This window comes from Tahibacter sp. (genome assembly GCF_035481375.1).
Taxonomy (GTDB): domain Bacteria; phylum Pseudomonadota; class Gammaproteobacteria; order Xanthomonadales; family Rhodanobacteraceae; genus Tahibacter.
In genome coordinates this window covers 1-19,633 of sequence record NZ_DATIGT010000331.1, presented here as the reverse complement: position 1 = coordinate 19,633, position 19,633 = coordinate 1, and the positions used below count along the sequence as shown (strand labels likewise).

The window sequence follows — 19,633 nt, the reverse complement described above, 5'->3', positions numbered from 1 at the left end:
GTCCGGGCCGGCGCAGTGCGCACGCGATACGCCGCGTCGTCGCGCGAAGCCTCATCGCGCCGCGCTGCGTGCTCGTCGGCAACGCCGCGCAGACGCTGCATCCGATCGGCGCGCAGGGATTCAATCTCGGCCTGCGCGATGCGTTGACGCTCGCGCAGTTGCTGATCGAAGACCAGCGCCGCGGCGGCGATCCCGGCGATGAAGCCTTGCTGCGCAGCTATGCCGCGCAGCGCCGCGAGGATCGCGAAGGCACGATGGCGTTCAGCGACGGCCTCGTGCGGCTCGCCTGCCATCCGGCGCCGGTACTCACGCCGCTGCGCAGCCTCGGCCTGCTGCTGCTCGACGGCCTGCCGCAGGCCGGCGCGCTCGTCGCGCGCCGTGGCATGGGGTTCCGCGGCAAGCCCACGTCCTATGCTCTCGGAGTACGTCCATGAAGCCGCGCAATGTGTTCGATGTCGCCGTCGTCGGTGCCGGCATGGTCGGCAGCGCCTGCGCGCTTGCGCTCGCGCGGCAGGGGCTGCGCGTCGCGCTCGTGGAGGAACGTGCGCCGCCGGTCTGGAACATCGCCGACGAGGTCGACCTGCGCGTCGTCGCGCTGGCGCCATCGAGCGTCGCTCTGTTCGCGCGCCTCGGCGTCTGGGCGGCGATCCGCGACGCGCGTGCCGGCGCCTATCGCCGCATGCACGTCTGGGACAGCGGCAACGGTGCGGCGATCGACTTCGACGCGGCCGACGGCGGCGCGGCGGAGCTCGGCTTCATCGTGGAGAACAAGCTGATCCAGCAGACGCTGTGGCACGCGCTGCAGAACGAAGCGGGCGTCAGCCTGCGCTGTCCCGCGCGCGTCGTCGCGACCGAGGACGACGGCGCCGCGCGCACCTTGCGTCTCGACGACGACGGCCGCCTCGTCGCGCGCCTCGTCGTCGCCGCGGACGGCGCGTCCTCGCCGCTGCGGCAGATGCTCGACATCGGCGCGGGCGGCCACGTCTACGACCAGCATGCGCTCGTCGCGCACGTGCGCACGGAACGCCCGCACGAGGACACCGCGTGGCAGCGTTTCCTGCCCGGCGGCACGCTTGCATTCCTGCCGCTGGCCGACGGCCGCTGCTCCATCGTCTGGTCGTTGCCGCCGCACGAGTGCCGGCGTCTGCGCGAGATCGAGGAGACCGCGTTCCTGCAGGAACTCGGTTGCGCATTCGACTTCCGGCTCGGACCTGTGCTGTCCACATCCGCGCGCGCGGAGTTTCCGCTGCGCCTGCTGCTGGCCGAGCGCTACATCGCGCCGCGCTTCGCGCTGATCGGCGACGCCGCGCATCAGGTGCATCCGCTCGCAGGGCAGGGCGTCAACCTCGGCCTGCGCGATGTCGATGCGCTCGTCGATGCCGCGGCCGGCGCGGCGGGACGCGATCCCGGCGCCGTCACCGCGCTGCGCCGCTACGAGCGCCGTCGCCGCAGCGACAACACGATCTCGGCCTGGGGCATGGACGGCATCAACCGGCTGTTCCGCAGCGAATTCGAGCCGCTCGTGTTCGCGCGCGGACTCGGCCTGCGCGCCGTCAACGCGCTGTCGCCGCTCAAGCAACTGATCGTGAGGCACGCTGCGGGGCGTTGATCGAGACGGTGTATCGCGACGCTGCCGTCCGTACTTCCACGTCAGAAAATTTCGCCACAAACGACTCGGTTGATACAAATATCATTCGATACGCTGCGTGACGCCTGTCGCGCCGGAGTGCCGGACGTCGGGAGGTTTGTCAGTCAGGATCCGATTGGGCTCTTCGGCGGCACGAACAGCTACCTGTATGCTCCGAATCCGAATGGCTGGGTTGATCCTGGCGGCCTGTCCCGCGCACAAAGAAAAATTCTTCCAAAAAATGCAAGAAAAAATCTCGTTGCCTTGCCTTGTGTCGGCTGCCGCGGACTGGAAGTAAGCGAGCCCGGTGCCCGCAAGGTCGATCTTCTGTTTGAGAATGAGAACGACGCAATGAATGCAGGAAGTCGAATGCGCGGACCTGGTGCGGTACGCACGTATATCGAAAAGGCCAATGGGATGGATGGGTGAACGCTTCAGGCGCCAAGGTTTACTGGAATCACGGTGAATGGGCTCAGGGCGTAGGTACGTCCACTTTCCCGCACCTCAACTACAGCGTTTCCGGTCGATCCGGCCATTTGTTCATGAAAGACAAATCGTGAACTCCGGCAGGGCGGATGAATTTGCCAAACAGTATCGGACGGCTTCTAAGCGGGGATGTCCATGAAACTGGAAGATTTGGCTAAAAGTAGCGGTGACTCGGACCTTATTGGATTGTCGTTCGACGGATCATTGATAACGTTAAAGCTGCGGTTGGGAGAAAACGGGCGAGCTAATGGAACTAGCGGCAAACACTCACCGCGTCTACGCGCAACACACTCGCTTGGATTGGCCAACATGTTATTTCGCCGTGACCGAAATCTCAGACGTTCTGGAGATCTTGAACGGCGTTTATCCCCAGTCGTGAATTCGTGACAATGATGCGAGAGTGAAAGAGCATTGGAACCTGGCGTACGGACTTCGCGCGTCGCAGTTTCGTGCGCTAGTCTCACGTGTCGGTGAAGTTGATGTTGCGTTTATTGTCGAGGATGGGAGCAAAGTGGAAATTCGGCGGGCTGCCGCAACTTGGGATTCGGTGGTAAAGACCGAAAAACTGTAAGTGCCGATATTTCCCGAAATGTCGTGTTGCGCGCGCCATGAATGCTTCTTGCGATGGTAGGCAAGAACTTGGGGGCTAAGTTGTCGCTCGAATCGTTCGATAGTGTAGGGGTAGTAACTTGCTTTCTCGATAGCGATGCAGCGGCAGCATCTAGTCGTCGGCACTATGCTTCGGCGGCGATGCCTCTGCCGTTGCCGCGTACCCGGTTGCGCAAGTCGAAGCCGTGCCGCAGCAACGCCGAACCGCATCGACCCGTCGATCGGTCTGAAGAGTGATCCCCGTATACATCTCCCGTCGTAGGTAAAGGCGAGGACGCGGCGCCGGGCTGTCGCGTGGCCTCCCCCACCTGACGGCAGTGCGCGGCCGCAATGGCCGCGGCTTGCCCCGCATCGACGGAGTGATCCATGAATACCGCAAGAGTTTCCCTGAGCCGGCTCCTCGTGGCCGGTGTCGTGCTGTGCACGGGCATGGTCCAGGCCACGGAGCGCGGCGCCGAGCCGCGGCTGTCCTGGGAGGATGAGCGCGACAAGGACGAACTGGCCGAGCGCAAGCGCGTGATGGGCGAGCGTTTCCGGCGCGACAACGATGCCGAGTATGCGCGCAGCCTGATGGCGGCGGCCGCGCGCGAGCGCGAGGCGAATGCGCGCACGATGCCGGGCGCAAAGGTCGACGATTTCACGCTTGGCGAGGTCTGGACGAATCTCGGCCCGTCGCGCATGTCGAGCGGGCCGATGGACAGCGGCCGCGTGTCGGCGATCGCCACGCATCCGGACGATGCCGATATCGTCTATGTGGCTTCGGCCGGGGGCGGCGTCTGGCGTTCGCTCGACGCGGGTGCGACCTGGAAGGCGATGACCGATACGCTGGGCAGCCTCGGCACGGGCGCGCTCGCGATCGATCAGAACCTGCCGAACCGCCTCTATCTCGGCCTCGGCGACACGCACAAGACCGGCTTTCTTTCGGGTCCCAGCACCTCGCTCGGCACGGCGCCGGGGCTCGGCGTGCTCAAGAGCACCGACGGCGGCGTGAACTGGTCGGCGCCGATCCTGCTCGGCGACAGCACGAGCATCCGGAAGATCGTCGTGAGTCCGAACAACAGCAATCTCGTCCTGGTGGCCACGGACCAGGGGCTGTATCGCTCGACGAACGCCGGTGCGTCTTACCAACTGCAGCCGCTCGGCGGCGGCGACGGCAAGCCCGAGGTCTGGAGCATCGCCTGGGCCGGCAGCAACCGGTTCACCGTGAGCACGCGCGACAACGGCGGCGGCAAGCTCTGGTTCTCCAGCGAACAGGCTGCCGGCTGGACGCCGTCGGCCGGCGTTCCGGCGAACGTCGGCCGCATCACGCACGCGAGCGGCGCCACCAGTCCGCACATCCAGTACGCGCTGACCTATCACAGCGTCACCGCGGTCACGCAGATCTACAAGACGACCGACGGCGGCCAGGACTGGTCGTCGCTGAACATCGACGAAGAAAGCTACGTGAACAACGTCGAGCAGGTGCGCAAGCTGCTCGGCAATTCGGAGTCCTACAACCAGATGGTCGTCGTCAATCCGACGACGCCGAACATCGCGTATTTCGGCGGCAAGCTGCGCCTGGCGCGCACGGGCGACGGCGGTGCGACGTTCAGCCTCGTCAACTCGACGAGCACGAGCGCGGCCAATTATGTCCACCCGGACTTCCATGCGGCGGCCTACGATGCGGCGAACCGGCTCTACGTCGGCAACGACGGCGGCGTGTTCCGCAGCGGCAATGCGGGCCAGACCTGGACGCCGCGCAACGACGGGCTGATCACGCACCTCGTCTACGGCGTGAGTTCGTCGATGGCCGATCTCAGCGAACTGATCGTCGCGCTGCAGGACAACGGCATCTTCCACAGTTCCAATACGGGATCCACGTATTCGCGCATGGCCGGCGGCGACGGCTTCTGGGCGCTGCAGTCGCAGAACGATGCGGGCAAGCTCATCATCGCGACGAACGGCGGGACGTATCAGTCCGACGACGGCGGCCTGACCGGCGACGAACTCGCGTTCGAAGGCATCCCGAACGGCGCGGCGAGCTTCATCGACCAGAGTCCGGCCGTGGCCAGCGGCGAAACCCTGCATGCCGCATCCGGCGGCAAGATCTATCGCAGCACCGACTTCGGCAAGCACTGGCAGCCGATGGCCGCCAACGGTCTCGTCGGCACGGTGCGCTGGGTGCGCGCGGGCCGCAACGCCGGCGTGTTCGTCGCGATCGTCGGTTATGCGCCGGGGCAGATCTGGTTCACGCTCGACAACGGCGCGCACTGGACGCAGGCGCCGACGCCGATGAACGCCGACGGCAGTTTCCTCGACGCGGCGGTCGGTGACGACAACCAGTTCTACGTCATCAGCGACGGCTATCGCGAAGGCACGAGCCGCATCTGGACCTCGAACGATCCGGCCAACGGCTGGGCCTTCGTGGGCTGGGGCGGATTGCCGACCGGCGTGCGCCTGAACGCGATCAAGGCCGATCCGGTACGCAACGGCACGATCTACGTCGCGACCGACCTCGGCATGTACCGCTCGACCAACAAGGGACTCACGTTCTCGCGTCTCGGTGCGGGCCTGCCGCTCGTCAGCGTGGCCGACATCTGGGTCGCGCGCGACGGCAGCCGGTTGCGCGTCGGCACCTACGGCCGCGGCGTCTGGAATCTCGTGCTCGCGAACTGACCGTGTGCGTGTTGGGCCGGGTGCTCCTCGGGGCGCCCGGCCTTGCCGGATCGCGACAGGAGCGCTGCGCGTGTCGGCGCGAAAACGGCTACGCTCGCGGCCTCTTCCGGCGGCCTTCCTGTCTTGACCACGACGCCTCCCCGCCAGCACGCCCCGCGCATGCCGCTGATCGACACCGCGCCGATTCCCGGCGGCGGCGAGCTGCGGCTGTTTCGCGACGGCGAGCACTACGTCATCAAACTGGCCGACGGCGGCGACCTGATGTCGACGCGCCAGCACGGTTCGGAAGAGGCGCTCGCGCAATTGGCCTGCGCGCGCATTGCCGCGAGGCCGGGAGCGCGCGTGCTCGTCGGCGGGCTCGGCCTCGGCTATACCTTGGCCGCGGCGCTGCAGAACCTTGGCGCCGATGCCGAAGTCACGGTCGCGGAACTCGTTCCCGGCGTCGTGACCTGGAATCGCGAGCTGCTCGGCGACTTCGCCGGCCAGCCGCTGCGCGATGCGCGCACGCGCGTGCACGTCGGCGATGTCGCCGCACTCATTCATGGCGCGCGCCAGCGCTGGGACGCGATCCTGCTCGATGTCGACAACGGACCGGACGGACTGAGTCAGGCCGCGAATGCGCGGCTCTACGGCACGAACGGTCTACGCGCAGCCCATGCCGCGTTGCGCGCGGGCGGCGGCTCCGACGCAACGCCGCCCGGCGTGCTCGCGGTCTGGTCGGCGCATCCCGATCCGCGCTTCACGCAGCGGCTGCAGGGCAGCGGCTTCACGGTGGAAGAAATCCCGGCACGCGCGCTCGGCAAGCGCGGCATGCGCCACCTCATCTGGCTGGCGACAAGAAACCGTGGGACGCAATAACCGAAGGGCATTGCGCCATCCACGTTTATTCGAAGCCGCCGGAAAAGATCGCATCGGGCGTGGCGTATACATGTAGCTTCACGATGCGCGTGCCGGGCGTGCCGGCGGCCCAGGCGACCTTGCTGCCGGGTGCGCTGCGCAGCGAGTCGTCGCGGTCGCCCCAGGAAATGCCGGCGACGGTTTCGGCCGGTGTGACGAAGGCGCCATTGGTGTCGACGATGCCGAGGCGGAACGTCGTACCTTCGCGCCAGCCGGCGAGGAAGCGTTCCGGCGTCGCGCTGCCGATGCGCGCGAGCACGGGATCGCGTTCGTTCGTGCCGTTCGTGTTCGTGAGCCACGCTATCGTCGGTGCGACCGAGGCGCTGTTCGTGAAGCTCAGGAACCCGACGCCGCGCGCGGGATAGCCGGGGCGGTCCTGCGCGACGAAGGCGAGCTTCCAGGCGCTGTCGCCGTTGGCGAGCTGGCCGAACTGGCCGTAGGTCGTGCCGTTGCAGGCGGCGTCGATCGGGAACAGGTTGCGGCCGTTGTTGAACAGCACGCCCTTGCTCGCGTAACAGTCGGACAGGCAGATCGCGCCGAATGCGTTCATGCCCGGGTGATAGCCGACGAGGCCTGCGAGCTGATGCGAGCAGCCCCAGTTCCAGCCTCCCTGAATGCTGGCGCCGGTGCTCGACACATAGCTGAGCTGGTCGCCCTCGTGGCCGTTGAAATTGCCGCTGATGCCGTGCACGGCGAAATAGGCCGCATAGCGCGAATTGCCGTAGGCCAGCCGCGAATCGCCGGTGTTCATCTGCGCGATCGCGACGGTGTTCGCGAGCGCCGTCGAGAACACGGATGCGTCGGCCGCGCTGCGGCGCGTGAGCCGCATGCTGTTGTCGACGATGCGCCGCAGCAGCAGCGCGAAGCTGCCGTCGTCGTGCGCGACGAGTCCGCGCACTTCCTCTCCGGTGTAGGTGAACGTCGCCGCGATCGTGCCGTTGGCGAGCAGGCTCACGCGGCCGCTGCCGTCGCTGCCGGTCCAGCCGAGCCAATGGCTGCCGTCGCTGCGCGGTGCGAGATACAGGCGCGGACTGATGCTGCAGTAGCCGCCGAGACAGAAGCTGGCCGAGGTCGAGGCGAGGCTCGCGGGCAGCGTGAACGCGGTCGTCGCGATGCGGTCGGCGATCGGGCCGGCGGCCGCCGTCGTCGCGGACAACGCGGTCGCCGCGACGAGGGAAAGCAGGGTCGTGCGGGTCAAAACGTAGGAACTCCAGGCAGCGACGCGACGGCCCCGTCGACATCGATGCGGAATTCTGGCCTGCGCTCTTCATGCGCGCGTAACAGAGTCGTTAACCGTCGCGACGTGCGGTCCGCAGCGCGAACGCGGTCACAGAGTCGGTGCTGCGGATCGGTGTCATGACGCCGTCATTGCGCGTACGGACACTTCGCGGCCGTCGCCGGCCCGTCCGGCTCGCTTCGAAGTGCCCGCCATGAAAATCGTCCCGCTGCTCGCGCTCGCCGCGAGCCTTGCCGGCTGCGCCGACGCCGCGTTCGCCCAGGTTCGCATCACCGAGTTCATGTACAGCGGCGCCGACGGCGAATTCGTCGAAATCACGAACACTGGCGCGAGCGCCGTGGATCTCACCGGCTGGAGTTTCGACGACGACAGCAACACCGCCGGGAGTTTCCTGATCGGCGCGCTCGGCACGCTGGCCGCCGGCGAATCGGCCGTGATCACCGAAGCGCCGGCGGCGAACTTCCGCACCGCGTGGCAGCGGTGCGCCGCGGCGAAGATCATCGGCGGCAACGCGCAGAATCTGTCGCGCAACGACGTCATCAATCTCTACGACGCGGGTGGCGTGCGCGTCGACACGCTGCGCTTCGGCGATCAGACCTTCCCGGGTACGATCCGCACGCAGAACATCGCCGGCTGGGTCTCTGCCGCGGGACTCGGCGCCGACACGATCGCGCAATGGACGCTCGCGACGGTCGGCGACGCCGAAGGCTCGCACGCCGCCACGCTCGGCGATGTCGGCAGCCCCGGCGTCAGCACGCGCAGCGCCGCGCCGTTCGATCCGTGCGCGCCGGTCGGCCCGCGCATGCGCATCACTGAATATCTCTACGACAGCGCCGACGGCGAATTCGTCGAATTCACGAACGTCGGCGACGCGCCGGCCGACATGACCGGCTGGAGTTTCGACGACGACAGCAACGTCGCCGGTACGGTCGCGCTCGGCGCGTTCGGCACGGTGCAGCCGGGCGAATCGGTGCTGTTCACCGATCGCGCCGCCCCGGCGTTCCGCACGGCCTGGCAGCTCTGCAGCGGCGTCAAGGTCGTCGGCGGCAACACGACCGGCCTCGGTCGCGCCGATCAGATCAATCTCTACGATGCCGGCGGCACGCGCGTGGACCGCCTGACCTACGACGACCAGACCATCGCCGGCTCGGTGCGCGCCAAGGACAGGAGCGCCTGGGTATCGGCGAACGGCCTCGGTGCCGATCAGGCGCTGGAATGGACATTGTCCGCCGTCGGCGATGTGGAAGATTCGCGGACCGCGGCGGCCGGTGCGATCGGCAGCCCGGGTGCGAGCACGCGCAGCCTGTTCGACTTCGATCCCTGCGCGGGTTCCGCCGGCGCGCCGGTCGTGACCGTCGACGTCGCCGCGACGACGCGCCGTCTCGATCTCGCCGTCAACGGCGGCGGTGCGGTCGCCGCGACGATCGGCGATACGACCGATCCGGCTGCGGCCGACGGCATCGTGCTGAGCCTCGCCGATCCCGACGGCGATGCCGCGGCGCTCACGGTCGAGGCGACCAGCAGCAATCTCGCCGTCGTCGCCGCCGACGGCCTCGCGCTGTCGGGCAGCGGTGCCGCGCGCACGCTGCGCATCACGCCGACCGGCGTCGGCTACAGCACGATCACGGTGCGCGCGACCGACGCCGGCAACCTGTCGGGCACCTATACGCTCGCCTATGCCGCGTCGGCATCGGCCGGCGCGACGCAGCGCGCGTTCACCGGCGCGAGCGATGCGTCGGCCGCGATCGCGAGCGGCGACCACATGCTCGTCGCCGACGACGAAGGCCAGCGCCTGCGGCTGTATCCGCGCGACCGCTCGGGTCTCGCCGAGAACGGCTTCGATTTCACCGCGTCGCTGGGACTCACCGACATCGACGGCGGCGTGCCGCGCGAAGTCGACATCGAAGGCGCCGCGCGCGACGGCGACACGGTCTACTGGACCGGTTCGCATTCGAACAAGAAGGACAACGGCGCGGCGCGCCCGAACCGCCAGCGCGTGTTCGCGACGCAGCTCGCCGGCAGCGGCGCGGCGGCGACGCTGCAGTACCTCGCGCGCTACGACCATCTGCGTACGGACCTGGTCGCCTGGGACAGCGGCAACGGCCACGGCCTCGGTGCCGACGCGCTGGGCCTGGCCGCCAGTACCGCGATCGGCGTCTGGCCCGAGCGCGACGACGGCTTCAACATCGAAGGACTCGCGATCGCGCCCGACGCCGCCGGTCTCTTCGTCGCGTTCCGCGCGCCGCTGCTGCCGCTCGCGCAGCGCCACGACGCGCTGCTCGTACACGCGACGAACCTGCGCAGCGTCATCGCGTCGGCGCCGCCCGGCGGATCCGCGGCGGCCGGCAGCGCGACGTTCGCCGCGCCGATCCTGCTGAACCTCGGCGGTCGCGGCATCCGCGACATCGCGCGCACGGCCGACGGCCGCTATCTGATCGCGGCCGGCCCCACGGCGACGGCGAACGGCGTGGCGCCGTCGGATTTCCGCCTGTATCTGTGGAGCGGCGATCGCGGCGACGCGCCGCAGCTGCTCGGCAATGACCTGGCCTCGATCGCCGCGGCCGGCAGCATCGAGACGCTCGTCAATGCCGATGCGGCGAACGGCGACGCGCTGCTGCTCGAACTGCTGTCCGACAGCGGCGACACGATCTGGTACGCCGACGGGATCGTCGCGAAGGATCTGCCGGAACCGCGGCATCGCAAGTTCGTCGGCGCGCGCGTGCCGCTCGACCTCGCGCCGCTCGACCGGCTGTTCGCGGACGGCTTCGAGAGCCCGTGACCGCGCCGCCGAGACGGAACCGTCCGGGTTCCGGCCCGCTGCAGGCTCAATGACGGACCGCGACCGGCTTTCCGCCGCGCGGTCCGGGGCGCGGAAAGCGCAGGTCGGCGCCGCCGGCCTCGGCGACGAGACGCGCGAGGTCGCCGCCGAGCGCCATCGCGAACGGATCGCCGACGTTGCTCATGAGCACGAGCGTCCAGCCGCTGTCGCGCGCCGCGCGGAAGTCGACGCCGATGCCGCGGGCACCGCCGGGATGGCCGTAGACCACGTCGCCGTTCCTCTCGATGCGCAGCAGGCCGAGGCCATGCGGGGGGCGGCCGCCGGTCGATGCCGGCAGGTCGACGGCCGCGAACAGCAGCCGCATGCGTGGCGCGTCGAGCAACTTGCCGCCGGTCAGCGCGCGGTGAAAGCGCAGCAGATCGCGCGGCGTCGAGTAGCCGCCGCCGGCGGCACCGCCGCGCGGCTCGGGCAGCACGGCGAACGCGTCGAAGCGGTCTTCGCCGGCGCCGCCCTTGTGCGGCACCGCGACGCGCTCGGCCTTGCCGTCGATCGCGAAATAGCCGGTGTCGCGCATGCCGGCGACGGCGAAGATGTGCCTCGCGACGTAGTCGTAGTAGCTCTCGCCGCTGGCCGCTTCGACGATCAGCCCGAGCAGCTGAAAGCCGGTATTGCTGTACTGCCAGCCGGTGCCTGGCTCGAACGCGGGCGGCTTGGCCAATAGCGGCGTGTAGTCGGCCAGCGTCTGCAGGCGCGCGCGCATCGCTTCGAAATCCGGTCCCCAGAAACTGCCGAGGCCCGAGGTGTGCAGCAGCAGCTGTCGCACGGTGACTTTGTCGCGCACGTCGGCGATCGGCCAGTCGGGCAGGTAGCGGCCGACGGTTGCATCGAGATCGAGCTTGCCCTGCTGTACGAGCTGCAGCGCGGCGACCGTCGTGAACAGCTTGCCGGTGGAAGCGAGATTGAAGCGCGTGTTGACGTCGACGGCGCGCTTGCTCGCCGGATCGGCGACGCCGTAGCCGCGTTCGAACAGCACGTTCTCGCCGTCGGCGACGAGCACGCTGCCGCTGAAGCCGGCTGCCGCCGCCTGTTCGAGGCGCGCGTCGAGCAGTTTCCGCAACGCCTCGGCATCGGCCGCATGCGCCGGTGCGTGCAACACGATCAGGAAAACCAGACAAAGCCAGCGCTGCAGCATGGGTGATCCTCGCGACGTTTCGGTGGTCGTGCGGATCAGGATGCGGGTGTTCGCCGAACGGTCGCGGCAACCGGGCCGGTGAGCTCGACGAAGCCCACGCGCTGCTCATTCCCGCAAACTCGCTTCTCGATTTAGCGTCGCACGCCTTCGCGACAGATCCGCTCGATCTCGAACGGATCGGCCGGTTTGACGAGGTGATAGTCGAAGCCCGCGGCGCGCGAACGGCGGCGGTCGTCTTCCTGGCCCCATCCGGTCAGGGCGACGAGCACGACATCCTGGCCGCGGGCGTCGGCGCGGATCATTGCGGCGAGTTCGAGACCGTTGAGCCGCGGCATGCCGACATCGAGGAAGGCGAGATCGGGCGTGAACTCGAGCAAGGCCTCGAGCGCGAGTTCCGGATCGTAGACCGCACGCACGGCGTGGCCCGACATGCCGAGCAGTTGCGCGAGCGTGTTCGCCGCGTCGCGGTTGTCGTCGACGATGAGAATGCGCCGGCCCGAGTGGATCGCGGCCGGTGCGGCGGCGGCCGCTTCGATCGCCGCGTCGTCGGGCGGCACGACCGCGCGCACGGCGCCGCGCGCGGCGACCGGCAGGCGCACTTCGAAGCACGAGCCGAGGTTCATGCCCTCGCTGGTCGCGCGAATGCTGCCGCCGTGCATCTGCACGAGGCGCCGCACGAGCGTCAGCCCGATGCCGAGGCCGCCCTGCGCGCGTTCGAGGGACGTGTCGATCTGTACGAACAGATCGAACACTTCGTCGATGCGCTCCGGCGGAATGCCGATGCCGCTGTCGCTGACGCGGACGATGACTTCCTGGCCGTTGGTGTGCGCCGACAACGCGATATGCCCGCCCGGCAATGTGTACTTCGAGGCGTTGTTGAGAAGGTTGCCGAAGACTTGGTTCAGGCGCTGCGGGTCGCCGTCAACGAGTATCGCCGACGGCGGCACGTCGACGACCAGATGATGGCGCATCGACTGGATGTGCGGCAGCGTGGTTTCGACCGCGGTCGACAGCAGCGGGCCGAGTTCGATGAGCTGGCGGCGCAGTTCGATGCGGCCGTGCGTGATGCGCGAGACGTCGAGCAGGTCGTCGACCATGTGCACGAGCTGGCGCAGCTGGCGGTCGATCACGTCGAGCGACTGGCGCTCGACCGAGCTGCGGCATTCGTTCTGCAGCAGGCCGACGGCGCTGCGGATCGGTGCGAGCGGATTGCGCAGCTCGTGTGCGAGTGTGGCGAGGAACTCGTCCTTGCGCCGGTCGGCCTGGCGCAGCTTCTCGGCGAGCTGCTGCAATTGCGCTTCGGCGCGGCGGCGCTCGACGACTTCGGCTTCGAGCTGGGTGTTGGCCAGCGACAGCTCGGCATTGGCCGCGGCCAGCGTCTGCGACAGCGCCTCGAATTCCTGCGCGCGCTCGGTCTGCAGCGCGAGGTTGACCTTGACGAGGCTCGCGTTCTCGCCGGCCAGCGCGCGGCGCTTGCGATACAGCTCGACGAGCACGGCGACCTTGCTGCGCAGGATGTCCGGTACCAGCGGCACCTGCACGTAGTCGATCGCACCGAGCCGGTAGCCCTGCAGGCGATCGAGATCGCCGACGTGCACGCCGGTCACGAAGATGATCGGCGTGTTCTCGAAGCGCGGATGCTGGTGGATCAGCTCCGCGGTTTCGAAGCCGTCCATGCCGGGCATGCTGACGTCGAGCAGGATCACGGCGAACTCGGTGTCCATGAGGCGCCGCAGCGCCTCCTCGCCGGAGTGCGCCATGACCAGCGTCTCGCCGAGCTGGGCGAGTACCGCCTCGTAGCTCAGCAGTCGTTCCGGCTTGTCGTCGACGAGCAGGATGTTGACCTTGTCGTTTTCGTGCTCCACGGCGGCGCCTCAGCGATGCAGCCACTGGCGCAGGACGGCCAGCAGCTGGTCGGTGTTGACGGGCTTGGCGAGGTAGTCCGACGCGCCGGCCTCGAGACATTTTTCGCGATCGCCCTTCATGGCCTTCGCGGTCAGCGCGACGATCGGCAGGCTGCGGAACTGGGCGTCGTCGCGGATCGCGCGCGTCGTTTCGTAGCCGTCCATCTCGGGCATCATGATGTCCATCAGCACGAGCGCGATGTCGGGCGTCGACTGCAGCCGCGCGATGGCTTCCTGCCCGGTCGCGGCGGTCACGACGGTGAGGCCGTGGCGTTCGAGCACGCTCGACAGCGCGAAGATGTTGCGCACGTCGTCGTCGACGACGAGCACGCGCTTGCCGATCAGCACCTCGTCGGTATCGTGCAGGTGTTCGAGCATGCGCCGCTTGTTCGCCGGCAGGTCGGCGATCACGCGATGCAGGAACAGCGCGGTCTCGTCGAACAGGCGCTCGGGCGACTGCACGCCCTTGATCACGACGCTCTTCGCGACCTTCTTCAGTACCTTGGTCTCGACCTCGCTGAGTTCCTTGCCGGTGAACACGACGATGGGCACGTCGACGAGCATGGTGTCGGCGTGGATCTGGTTGAGCAGGTCGAAGCCCGACATGTCCGGCAGCCGCAGGTCGAGCACGATGCAGTCGAACAGCTCGGCGTGCAGGCGCTCCAGCGCTTCCGCACCGGTGCCGACGCTGACGATCTCGACATCGTCGTGCGCGATGAGTTCGACGATGCTCATGCGCTCGGCGTCGTTGTCCTCGACGACGAGCAGGCGCTTGGGCCGCGGCGTCGCGAAGCTCTTGATGCGTTCGAGCGCCGACTTCAGGCCTTCGGTCGTGACCGGCTTGTTGATGAACGAAAACGCGCCGCGCTCGAGTCCCTGCTGGCGTTCGTCCTCGATCGTGACGACCTGCACCGGGATGTGGCGCGTCGTCGAGTCCTGCTTGAGCCGGCTCAGCACGGTCCAGCCGAGCATGTCGGGCAGGAAGATGTCGAGCGAGATCGCGGTCGGCGAATACTTGCGCGCGAGCGTGATCGCTTCGGTGCCGCGCGCTGCGACGATGCCCTTGAAGCCGTGCTCGCGCGCGAGATCGAGCATGACCTTCGCATAGTGCGGGTCGTCCTCGACGATGAGCAGCAGCGGATCGCCGGACGCGACGTCGTTGCGGTCGTCGGCGACTTCCTCGTTGCGCGGGGCCGGCAGCGTGGCCGTAGCGGTCGCGGCGGAGAATTTCGAACGCGCGTCGTCCCCGGTCGTCGCGCCGACGTAGTTCAGCGGCAGGTACAGGGTGAACGTGCTGCCGACGCCGACGGTGGAACTCAGGCGGATCTCGCCGCCGAGCAGGTTCGCGAGTTCGCGGCTGATCGCGAGCCCGAGGCCGGTGCCGCCGTATTTGCGCGACGTGCCCGCATCGGCCTGCTGGAAGGCTTCGAAGATGATGCGCTGCTTTTCGAGCGGAATGCCGATGCCCGAGTCGGTCACCGAGAACGCGACGACCGCCGGCGCGCGGCTCAGCACCGGATGATCCGGGCTCCAGCCGCTCGCGGCGATGCCGGCGCTGAACGTGATGACGCCCTGGTCGGTGAACTTGAATGCGTTGGACAGCAGGTTCTTCAGCACCTGCAGCAGGCGTTTCGGATCGGTCGTGATCTGCGCGCCCAGCGCCGGATCCAGGCGCGTGACGAAGCCGAGCTTGCGCCGCTCGGCCTCGTGCGCGAAGTTGCGTTCGACCGTGTCGCGCAACTGCGCGAAGGCGAGTTCTTCCACTTCGACCGTGACCGTGCCCGATTCGATTTTCGACAGGTCGAGGATGTCGGAGATCAGGTTCAGCAGGTCCGTGCCGGCGGCATGGATCGTCGTCGCGAACTCGACCTGCTTCGGCGACAGATTGCCGGGCACGTTGTCGGCGAGCTGCTGGCCGAGGATCAGGATGCTGTTGAGCGGCGTGCGCAGTTCGTGCGACATGTTCGCCAGGAATTCGGACTTGTAGCGCGAGGTCAGCGCGAGCTCCGCGGCCTTTTCCTCGAGCGCGCGGCGCGCCTGCTCGATTTCGCGGTTCTTGCGCTCGACTTCGGCGTTCTGCTGCGCGAGCAGCTTGGCCTTGAGGCCGAGTTCGTCGTTGGTCTGCTGCAGCTCGCGCTGTTGCGCCTGAAGTTCGCCGGCGAGCTGCTGCGACTGGGCGAGCAGGCCTTCGGTGCGCATGGTCGCTTCGATCGTGTTGAGCACGATGCCGATGCTGCCGGTCAGCTGTTCGAGGAAGGCCAGGTGCGACGGCGTGAATTCGCCGAGGCTCGCCAGTTCGATCACGGCCTTGACCTGGTCTTCGAACAGCACCGGAATCACGATGACGCTGCGCGGCGCGGCCTGCACGAGACCGCCGGAAATGCTGATCTGCTCGGCCGGAATGTCGGTCAGCAGCAGCCGGTAGCGCATCTCGGCGCACTGTCCGACGAGACCTTCGCCGAGCCTGAACCGGCGCATCGCATCGGGCGCGCGGTCGGCATAGCCGTAGATCTGCTGCAGCGACAGCCCGTCGGCCGTGCCTTCCATCACGTACATGACGCCCTGCTGCGCGCCGACGAGCGGCGCGAGTTCCGACAGCAGCGTGCGCGCGACGGTCACGAGATCGCGCTGGCCCTGCATCATGCCGGAGAAGCGCGCGAGGTTCGTCTTGAGCCAGTCCTGCTCGGTGTTGCGCGCGGTGGTCGCGCGCAGGTTGCCGATCATCGCGTTGATGTTGTCCTTGAGCTCGGCGACTTCGCCGCGCGCGTCGACCTGGATCGAGCGCGTGAGGTCGCCCTGCGTGACGGCGGTCGCGACCTCGGCGATCGCGCGCACCTGCGTGGTCAGGTTCGCGGCGAGCAGGTTCACGTTCGCGGTCAGGTCCTTCCAGGTACCGGCCGCACCGGGTACCGCGGCCTGGCCGCCGAGACGGCCTTCCACGCCGACCTCGCGCGCGACCGTGGTGACCTGGTCGGCGAAGATCGCGAGCGTGTTGGTCATGCTGTTGATCGTATCGGCGAGCGCGGCGACTTCGCCTTTCGCCTCGACGGTGAGCTTCTGGCGCAGGTCGCCGGTCGCGACCGCGGTCACGACCTTGACGATGCCGCGCACCTGATTGGTCAGGTTCGCGGCCATGACGTTGACGTTGTCGGTCAGGTCCTTCCAGGTACCGGCGACGCCGGGCACGGCGGCCTGTCCGCCGAGCTTGCCTTCGGTGCCGACTTCGCGCGCGACGCGCGTGACTTCGGCGGCGAAGCTGTTGAGCTGGTCGACCATCGTGTTGATGGTGTTCTTGAGTTCGAGGATCTCGCCCTTGACGTCGACGGCGATCTTGCGCGAAAGATCGCCGCGCGCGACGGCGGTCGCGACCTCGGCGATGTTGCGTACCTGGCCCGTGAGGTTCGAGGCCATCGAGTTGACGTTGTCGGTCAGGTCTTTCCAGGTGCCCGCGACGCCGGGCACCTGCGCCTGTCCGCCGAGCTTGCCTTCGGTGCCGACCTCGCGCGCGACGCGCGTGACTTCGGCGGCGAAGCCGTTGAGCTGGTCGACCATCGTGTTGATGGTGTTCTTGAGTTCGAGGATCTCGCCGCGCACGTCGACCGCGATCTTGCGCGAGAGGTCGCCGCGCGCGACCGCAGTCGTCACTTCGGCGATGTTGCGCACCTGGCCCGTGAGATTCGAGGCCATCGAGTTCACGTTGTCGGTCAGGTCTTTCCAGACGCCGGACACGCCCTTCACGTCGGCCTGTCCGCCGAGCTTTCCTTCGGTGCCGACTTCGCGTGCGACGCGCGTGACTTCGGCGGCGAAGCCGTTGAGCTGGTCGACCATCGTGTTGATGGTGTTCTTGAGTTCGAGGATTTCGCCTTTCACGTCGACGGCGATCTTGCGCGACAGGTCGCCGCGTGCGACCGCGGTCGTGACCTCGGCGATGTTGCGCACCTGCACGGTCAGGTTCGTCGCCATCGCGTTGACCGAGTCGGTCAGGTCCTTCCAGGTACCGGCGACGCCGGGCACGGTGGCCTGACCGCCGAGCTTGCCTTCGGTGCCGACTTCGCGCGCGACGCGCGTGACCTCGGCGGCGAAGCCGTTGAGCTGGTCGACCATCGTGTTGATGGTGTCCTTGAGCTCGAGGATCTCGCCTTTGACATCGACCGCGATCTTGCGCGAGAGGTCGCCGCGCGCGACGGCGGTCGTGACCTCGGCGATGTTGCGCACCTGTGCGGTGAGATTCGAGGCCATCGAGTTGACGTTGTCGGTCAGGTCCTTCCAGGTGCCCGCGACGCCGGGCACCTGCGCCTGTCCGCCGAGCTTGCCTTCGGTGCCGACTTCGCGCGCGACGCGCGTGACTTCGGACGCGAACGAGCGCAACTGCTCGATCATCGTGTTCAGCGTTTCCTTGAGTTCGAGGAATTCGCCGCGCACGTCGACGGTGATCTTGCGCGAGAGATCGCCGGTCGCGATCGCGGTCGCGACCTCGGCGACGTTGCGCACCTGGCCCGTGAGGTTCGAGGCCATCGAGTTGACGTTGTCAGTCAGATCCTTCCAGACGCCGGAAACGCCCTTGACCTCGGCCTGTCCGCCGAGCTTGCCTTCGGTGCCGACTTCGCGCGCGACGCGCGTGACTTCGGCGGCGAAGCCGTTGAGCTGGTCGACCATCGTGTTGATGGTGTTCTTGAGTTCGAGGATTTCGCCTTTGACGTCGACCGTGATCTTGCGCGACAGGTCGCCGCGCGCGACGGCCGTCGTGACCTCGGCGATGTTGCGCACCTGCGAGGTCAGGTTCGTCGCCATCGCGTTGACCGAGTCGGTCAGATCCTTCCAGGTCCCGGCAACGCCGGGCACGATGGCCTGGCCGCCGAGCTTGCCGTCGGTACCGACCTCGCGCGCGACGCGCGTGACTTCCGAGGCGAAGCCGCGCAGCTGGTCGACCATGGTGTTGATCGCCTCCTTCAGCTGCAGGATCTCGCCGCGCACGTCGACCGTGATCTTGCGCGACAGGTCGCCGCTCGCGACGGCGATCGTGACCTCGGCGATGTTGCGCACCTGCGCGGTCAGGTTCGAAGCCATCTGGTTGACCGACTCGGTCAGTTCCTTCCAGACCCCCGACACGCCCTTGACCTGCGCCTGGCCGCCGAGCTTGCCGGCGGTGCCGACTTCGCGCGACACGCGCGTGACTTCCGAGCTGAACACGCTCATTTGCTCGATCATCGCGTTCACGATGGTCGCCGAGCGCAGGAACTCGCCCTGCAGCGGACGGCCGTCGACTTCGAGATCGATCATGCGCGCGAGGTCGCCGCGGGCGACCGCCGAGATCGAGCGGGTCATGCGTTCGGTCGGCCAGAGCAGGTCGTCGCAGAGCGTGTTGACCGACTGCTCCATCGCACCCCAGGCGCCGCGGCGGCTGGCGCCGGACACGCGTTCGCGGGTCTGGCCGCGCTTGCCGACGACTTCGCCGACGCGCGCGAGTTCTTCGGCGAGGCGCCGGTTGTTGAAGATGATGTCGTTGACGGTGTCGGCGAGCTTGCCTTCGAGCCCGTCCCAGTCGCGCGGCAGGGCTTCGCGGAAATCGCCGTCGCGCACGGCCTGCAGCACGCGCAACAGCTCGGGCAGACGGGCAGCGGGCGCGGTCGGCGGCGCCGGCACGGCGCCGGCCTCCGCGCGCGGGACGTCACGGCGAACGGTCATTGCAATCTGCTCCCGACGGTCAACGTGGAAATCAGTAGCGCAATCGAAGTGTGCGTGGCGTGCAGAAGCATACGCCGGCCGCAGGGCGATCGATGCTGACGCGGCGCACACGCGGCGGCGACTAGATTGGCGCCGGACCGGGCGGGGCCGGCACGACGAGGGCGACCATGAGCCGCGAGGCGAACGAGACTATCGAGGGCGGCGGCCGCGACGACGGCGCGCCGTGGCTGGCCCATCTCGCCCACGACCTGCGCGGACCGCTGTCGCCGCTCGCGATGGCCGTGTCGCTGCTGCAGACCGGCAGGGCCGGGCCGCAGCAGCAGCCGGAACTGCTCGCGCTGATGCAGCGGCAGATCGAGAGCCTGACCCAGCTCCTCGACGACACCGCCGATCTGCTCGTGGCGCGGCAGCGGCCGGAGCAGGCGGTCGATCTCGCGAGCCTGCTCGACATGCTGAAAACCCGGCTCTCCCGGCGGCTGCGCGCCGCGGAGGTGACGCTCGTCGTCGCCGCGCCGGCCGAACCGCTGTTCGTGGCGGGCGAGATGCGCGACCTGCTGCGGCT

At 68.1% G+C, this 19,633-nt stretch carries 11 protein-coding genes; 7 read left to right on the top strand and 4 right to left on the bottom strand.

What is annotated here, in order from left to right; all coding sequences use genetic code 11:
- The 5 genes from VLF18_RS22150 to VLF18_RS22130 form a co-directional block, all read left to right on the top strand.
- Nucleotides 1-434: FAD-dependent monooxygenase (locus tag VLF18_RS22150; protein WP_325281805.1), on the top strand; the 434-nt coding region annotated here is incomplete at its 5' end.
- Nucleotides 431-1,609, top strand: a complete 1,179-nt coding sequence (locus tag VLF18_RS22145) for a UbiH/UbiF/VisC/COQ6 family ubiquinone biosynthesis hydroxylase (protein WP_325281804.1) — start codon at nt 431-433, stop codon at nt 1,607-1,609. The genes VLF18_RS22150 and VLF18_RS22145, both read left to right, overlap by 4 nt.
- A 117-nt stretch (nt 1,610-1,726) precedes the next feature.
- Complete coding sequence (locus VLF18_RS22140) at nt 1,727-2,056, top strand: RHS repeat-associated core domain-containing protein (RefSeq protein WP_325281803.1); 330 nt, start codon at nt 1,727-1,729, stop codon at nt 2,054-2,056.
- Between the two features lie 1,032 nt (nt 2,057-3,088).
- On the top strand, nt 3,089-5,377 hold the full coding sequence (locus VLF18_RS22135) for a hypothetical protein (protein WP_325281802.1): 2,289 nt from the start codon (nt 3,089-3,091) through the stop codon (nt 5,375-5,377).
- 159 nt (nt 5,378-5,536) lie between these two features.
- Complete coding sequence (locus tag VLF18_RS22130; RefSeq protein WP_325281801.1) at nt 5,537-6,235, top strand: hypothetical protein; 699 nt, start codon at nt 5,537-5,539, stop codon at nt 6,233-6,235.
- A 25-nt stretch (nt 6,236-6,260) separates the two neighbouring features.
- Here VLF18_RS22130 and VLF18_RS22125 read toward each other — a convergent pair whose 3' ends face one another.
- A complete protein-coding gene (locus VLF18_RS22125) occupies nt 6,261-7,472 on the bottom strand; it encodes a hypothetical protein (protein WP_325281800.1) in 1,212 nt (403 codons plus the stop codon).
- Nucleotides 7,473-7,704: 232 nt separating this feature from the next.
- Here VLF18_RS22125 and VLF18_RS22120 point away from each other — a divergent pair, with 232 nt between their 5' ends.
- Nucleotides 7,705-10,290 (top strand): DUF3616 domain-containing protein, encoded by a 2,586-nt coding sequence (locus VLF18_RS22120; protein WP_325281799.1) that lies wholly within the window; start codon nt 7,705-7,707, stop codon nt 10,288-10,290.
- Nucleotides 10,291-10,336: 46 nt separating this feature from the next.
- Here the strand turns inward: VLF18_RS22120 and VLF18_RS22115 are convergent, their stop codons facing one another.
- From VLF18_RS22115 to VLF18_RS22105, 3 genes are all read right to left on the bottom strand, one after another.
- Nucleotides 10,337-11,482, bottom strand: a complete 1,146-nt coding sequence (locus VLF18_RS22115) for a serine hydrolase domain-containing protein (RefSeq protein ID WP_325281798.1) — start codon at nt 11,480-11,482, stop codon at nt 10,337-10,339.
- Nucleotides 11,483-11,613: 131 nt separating this feature from the next.
- Complete coding sequence (locus VLF18_RS22110) at nt 11,614-13,347, bottom strand: response regulator (protein ID WP_325281797.1); 1,734 nt, start codon at nt 13,345-13,347, stop codon at nt 11,614-11,616.
- 9 nt (nt 13,348-13,356) lie between these two features.
- On the bottom strand, nt 13,357-19,071 hold the full coding sequence (locus VLF18_RS22105) for a HAMP domain-containing protein (protein ID WP_325281796.1): 5,715 nt from the start codon (nt 19,069-19,071) through the stop codon (nt 13,357-13,359).
- A gap of 167 nt (nt 19,072-19,238) precedes the next feature.
- On the opposite strand from VLF18_RS22105, the gene VLF18_RS22100 reads away from it, so the two are divergent.
- Nucleotides 19,239-19,633, top strand: a 395-nt coding sequence (locus VLF18_RS22100; protein WP_325281795.1) for a histidine kinase dimerization/phospho-acceptor domain-containing protein, incomplete at its 3' end; no start/stop codon positions are given.

Coding starts and splice junctions, on each gene's coding strand:
- VLF18_RS22120 (WP_325281799.1), top strand. CDS start 7,705: ATGAAAATCGTCCCGCTGCTCGCGCTCGCCGCGAGCCTTGCCGGCTGC.
- VLF18_RS22130 (WP_325281801.1), top strand. CDS start 5,537: ATGCCGCTGATCGACACCGCGCCGATTCCCGGCGGCGGCGAGCTGCGG.
- VLF18_RS22135 (WP_325281802.1), top strand. CDS start 3,089: ATGAATACCGCAAGAGTTTCCCTGAGCCGGCTCCTCGTGGCCGGTGTC.
- VLF18_RS22105 (WP_325281796.1), bottom strand. CDS start 19,071: ATGACCGTTCGCCGTGACGTCCCGCGCGCGGAGGCCGGCGCCGTGCCG.
- VLF18_RS22145 (WP_325281804.1), top strand. CDS start 431: ATGAAGCCGCGCAATGTGTTCGATGTCGCCGTCGTCGGTGCCGGCATG.
- VLF18_RS22115 (WP_325281798.1), bottom strand. CDS start 11,482: ATGCTGCAGCGCTGGCTTTGTCTGGTTTTCCTGATCGTGTTGCACGCA.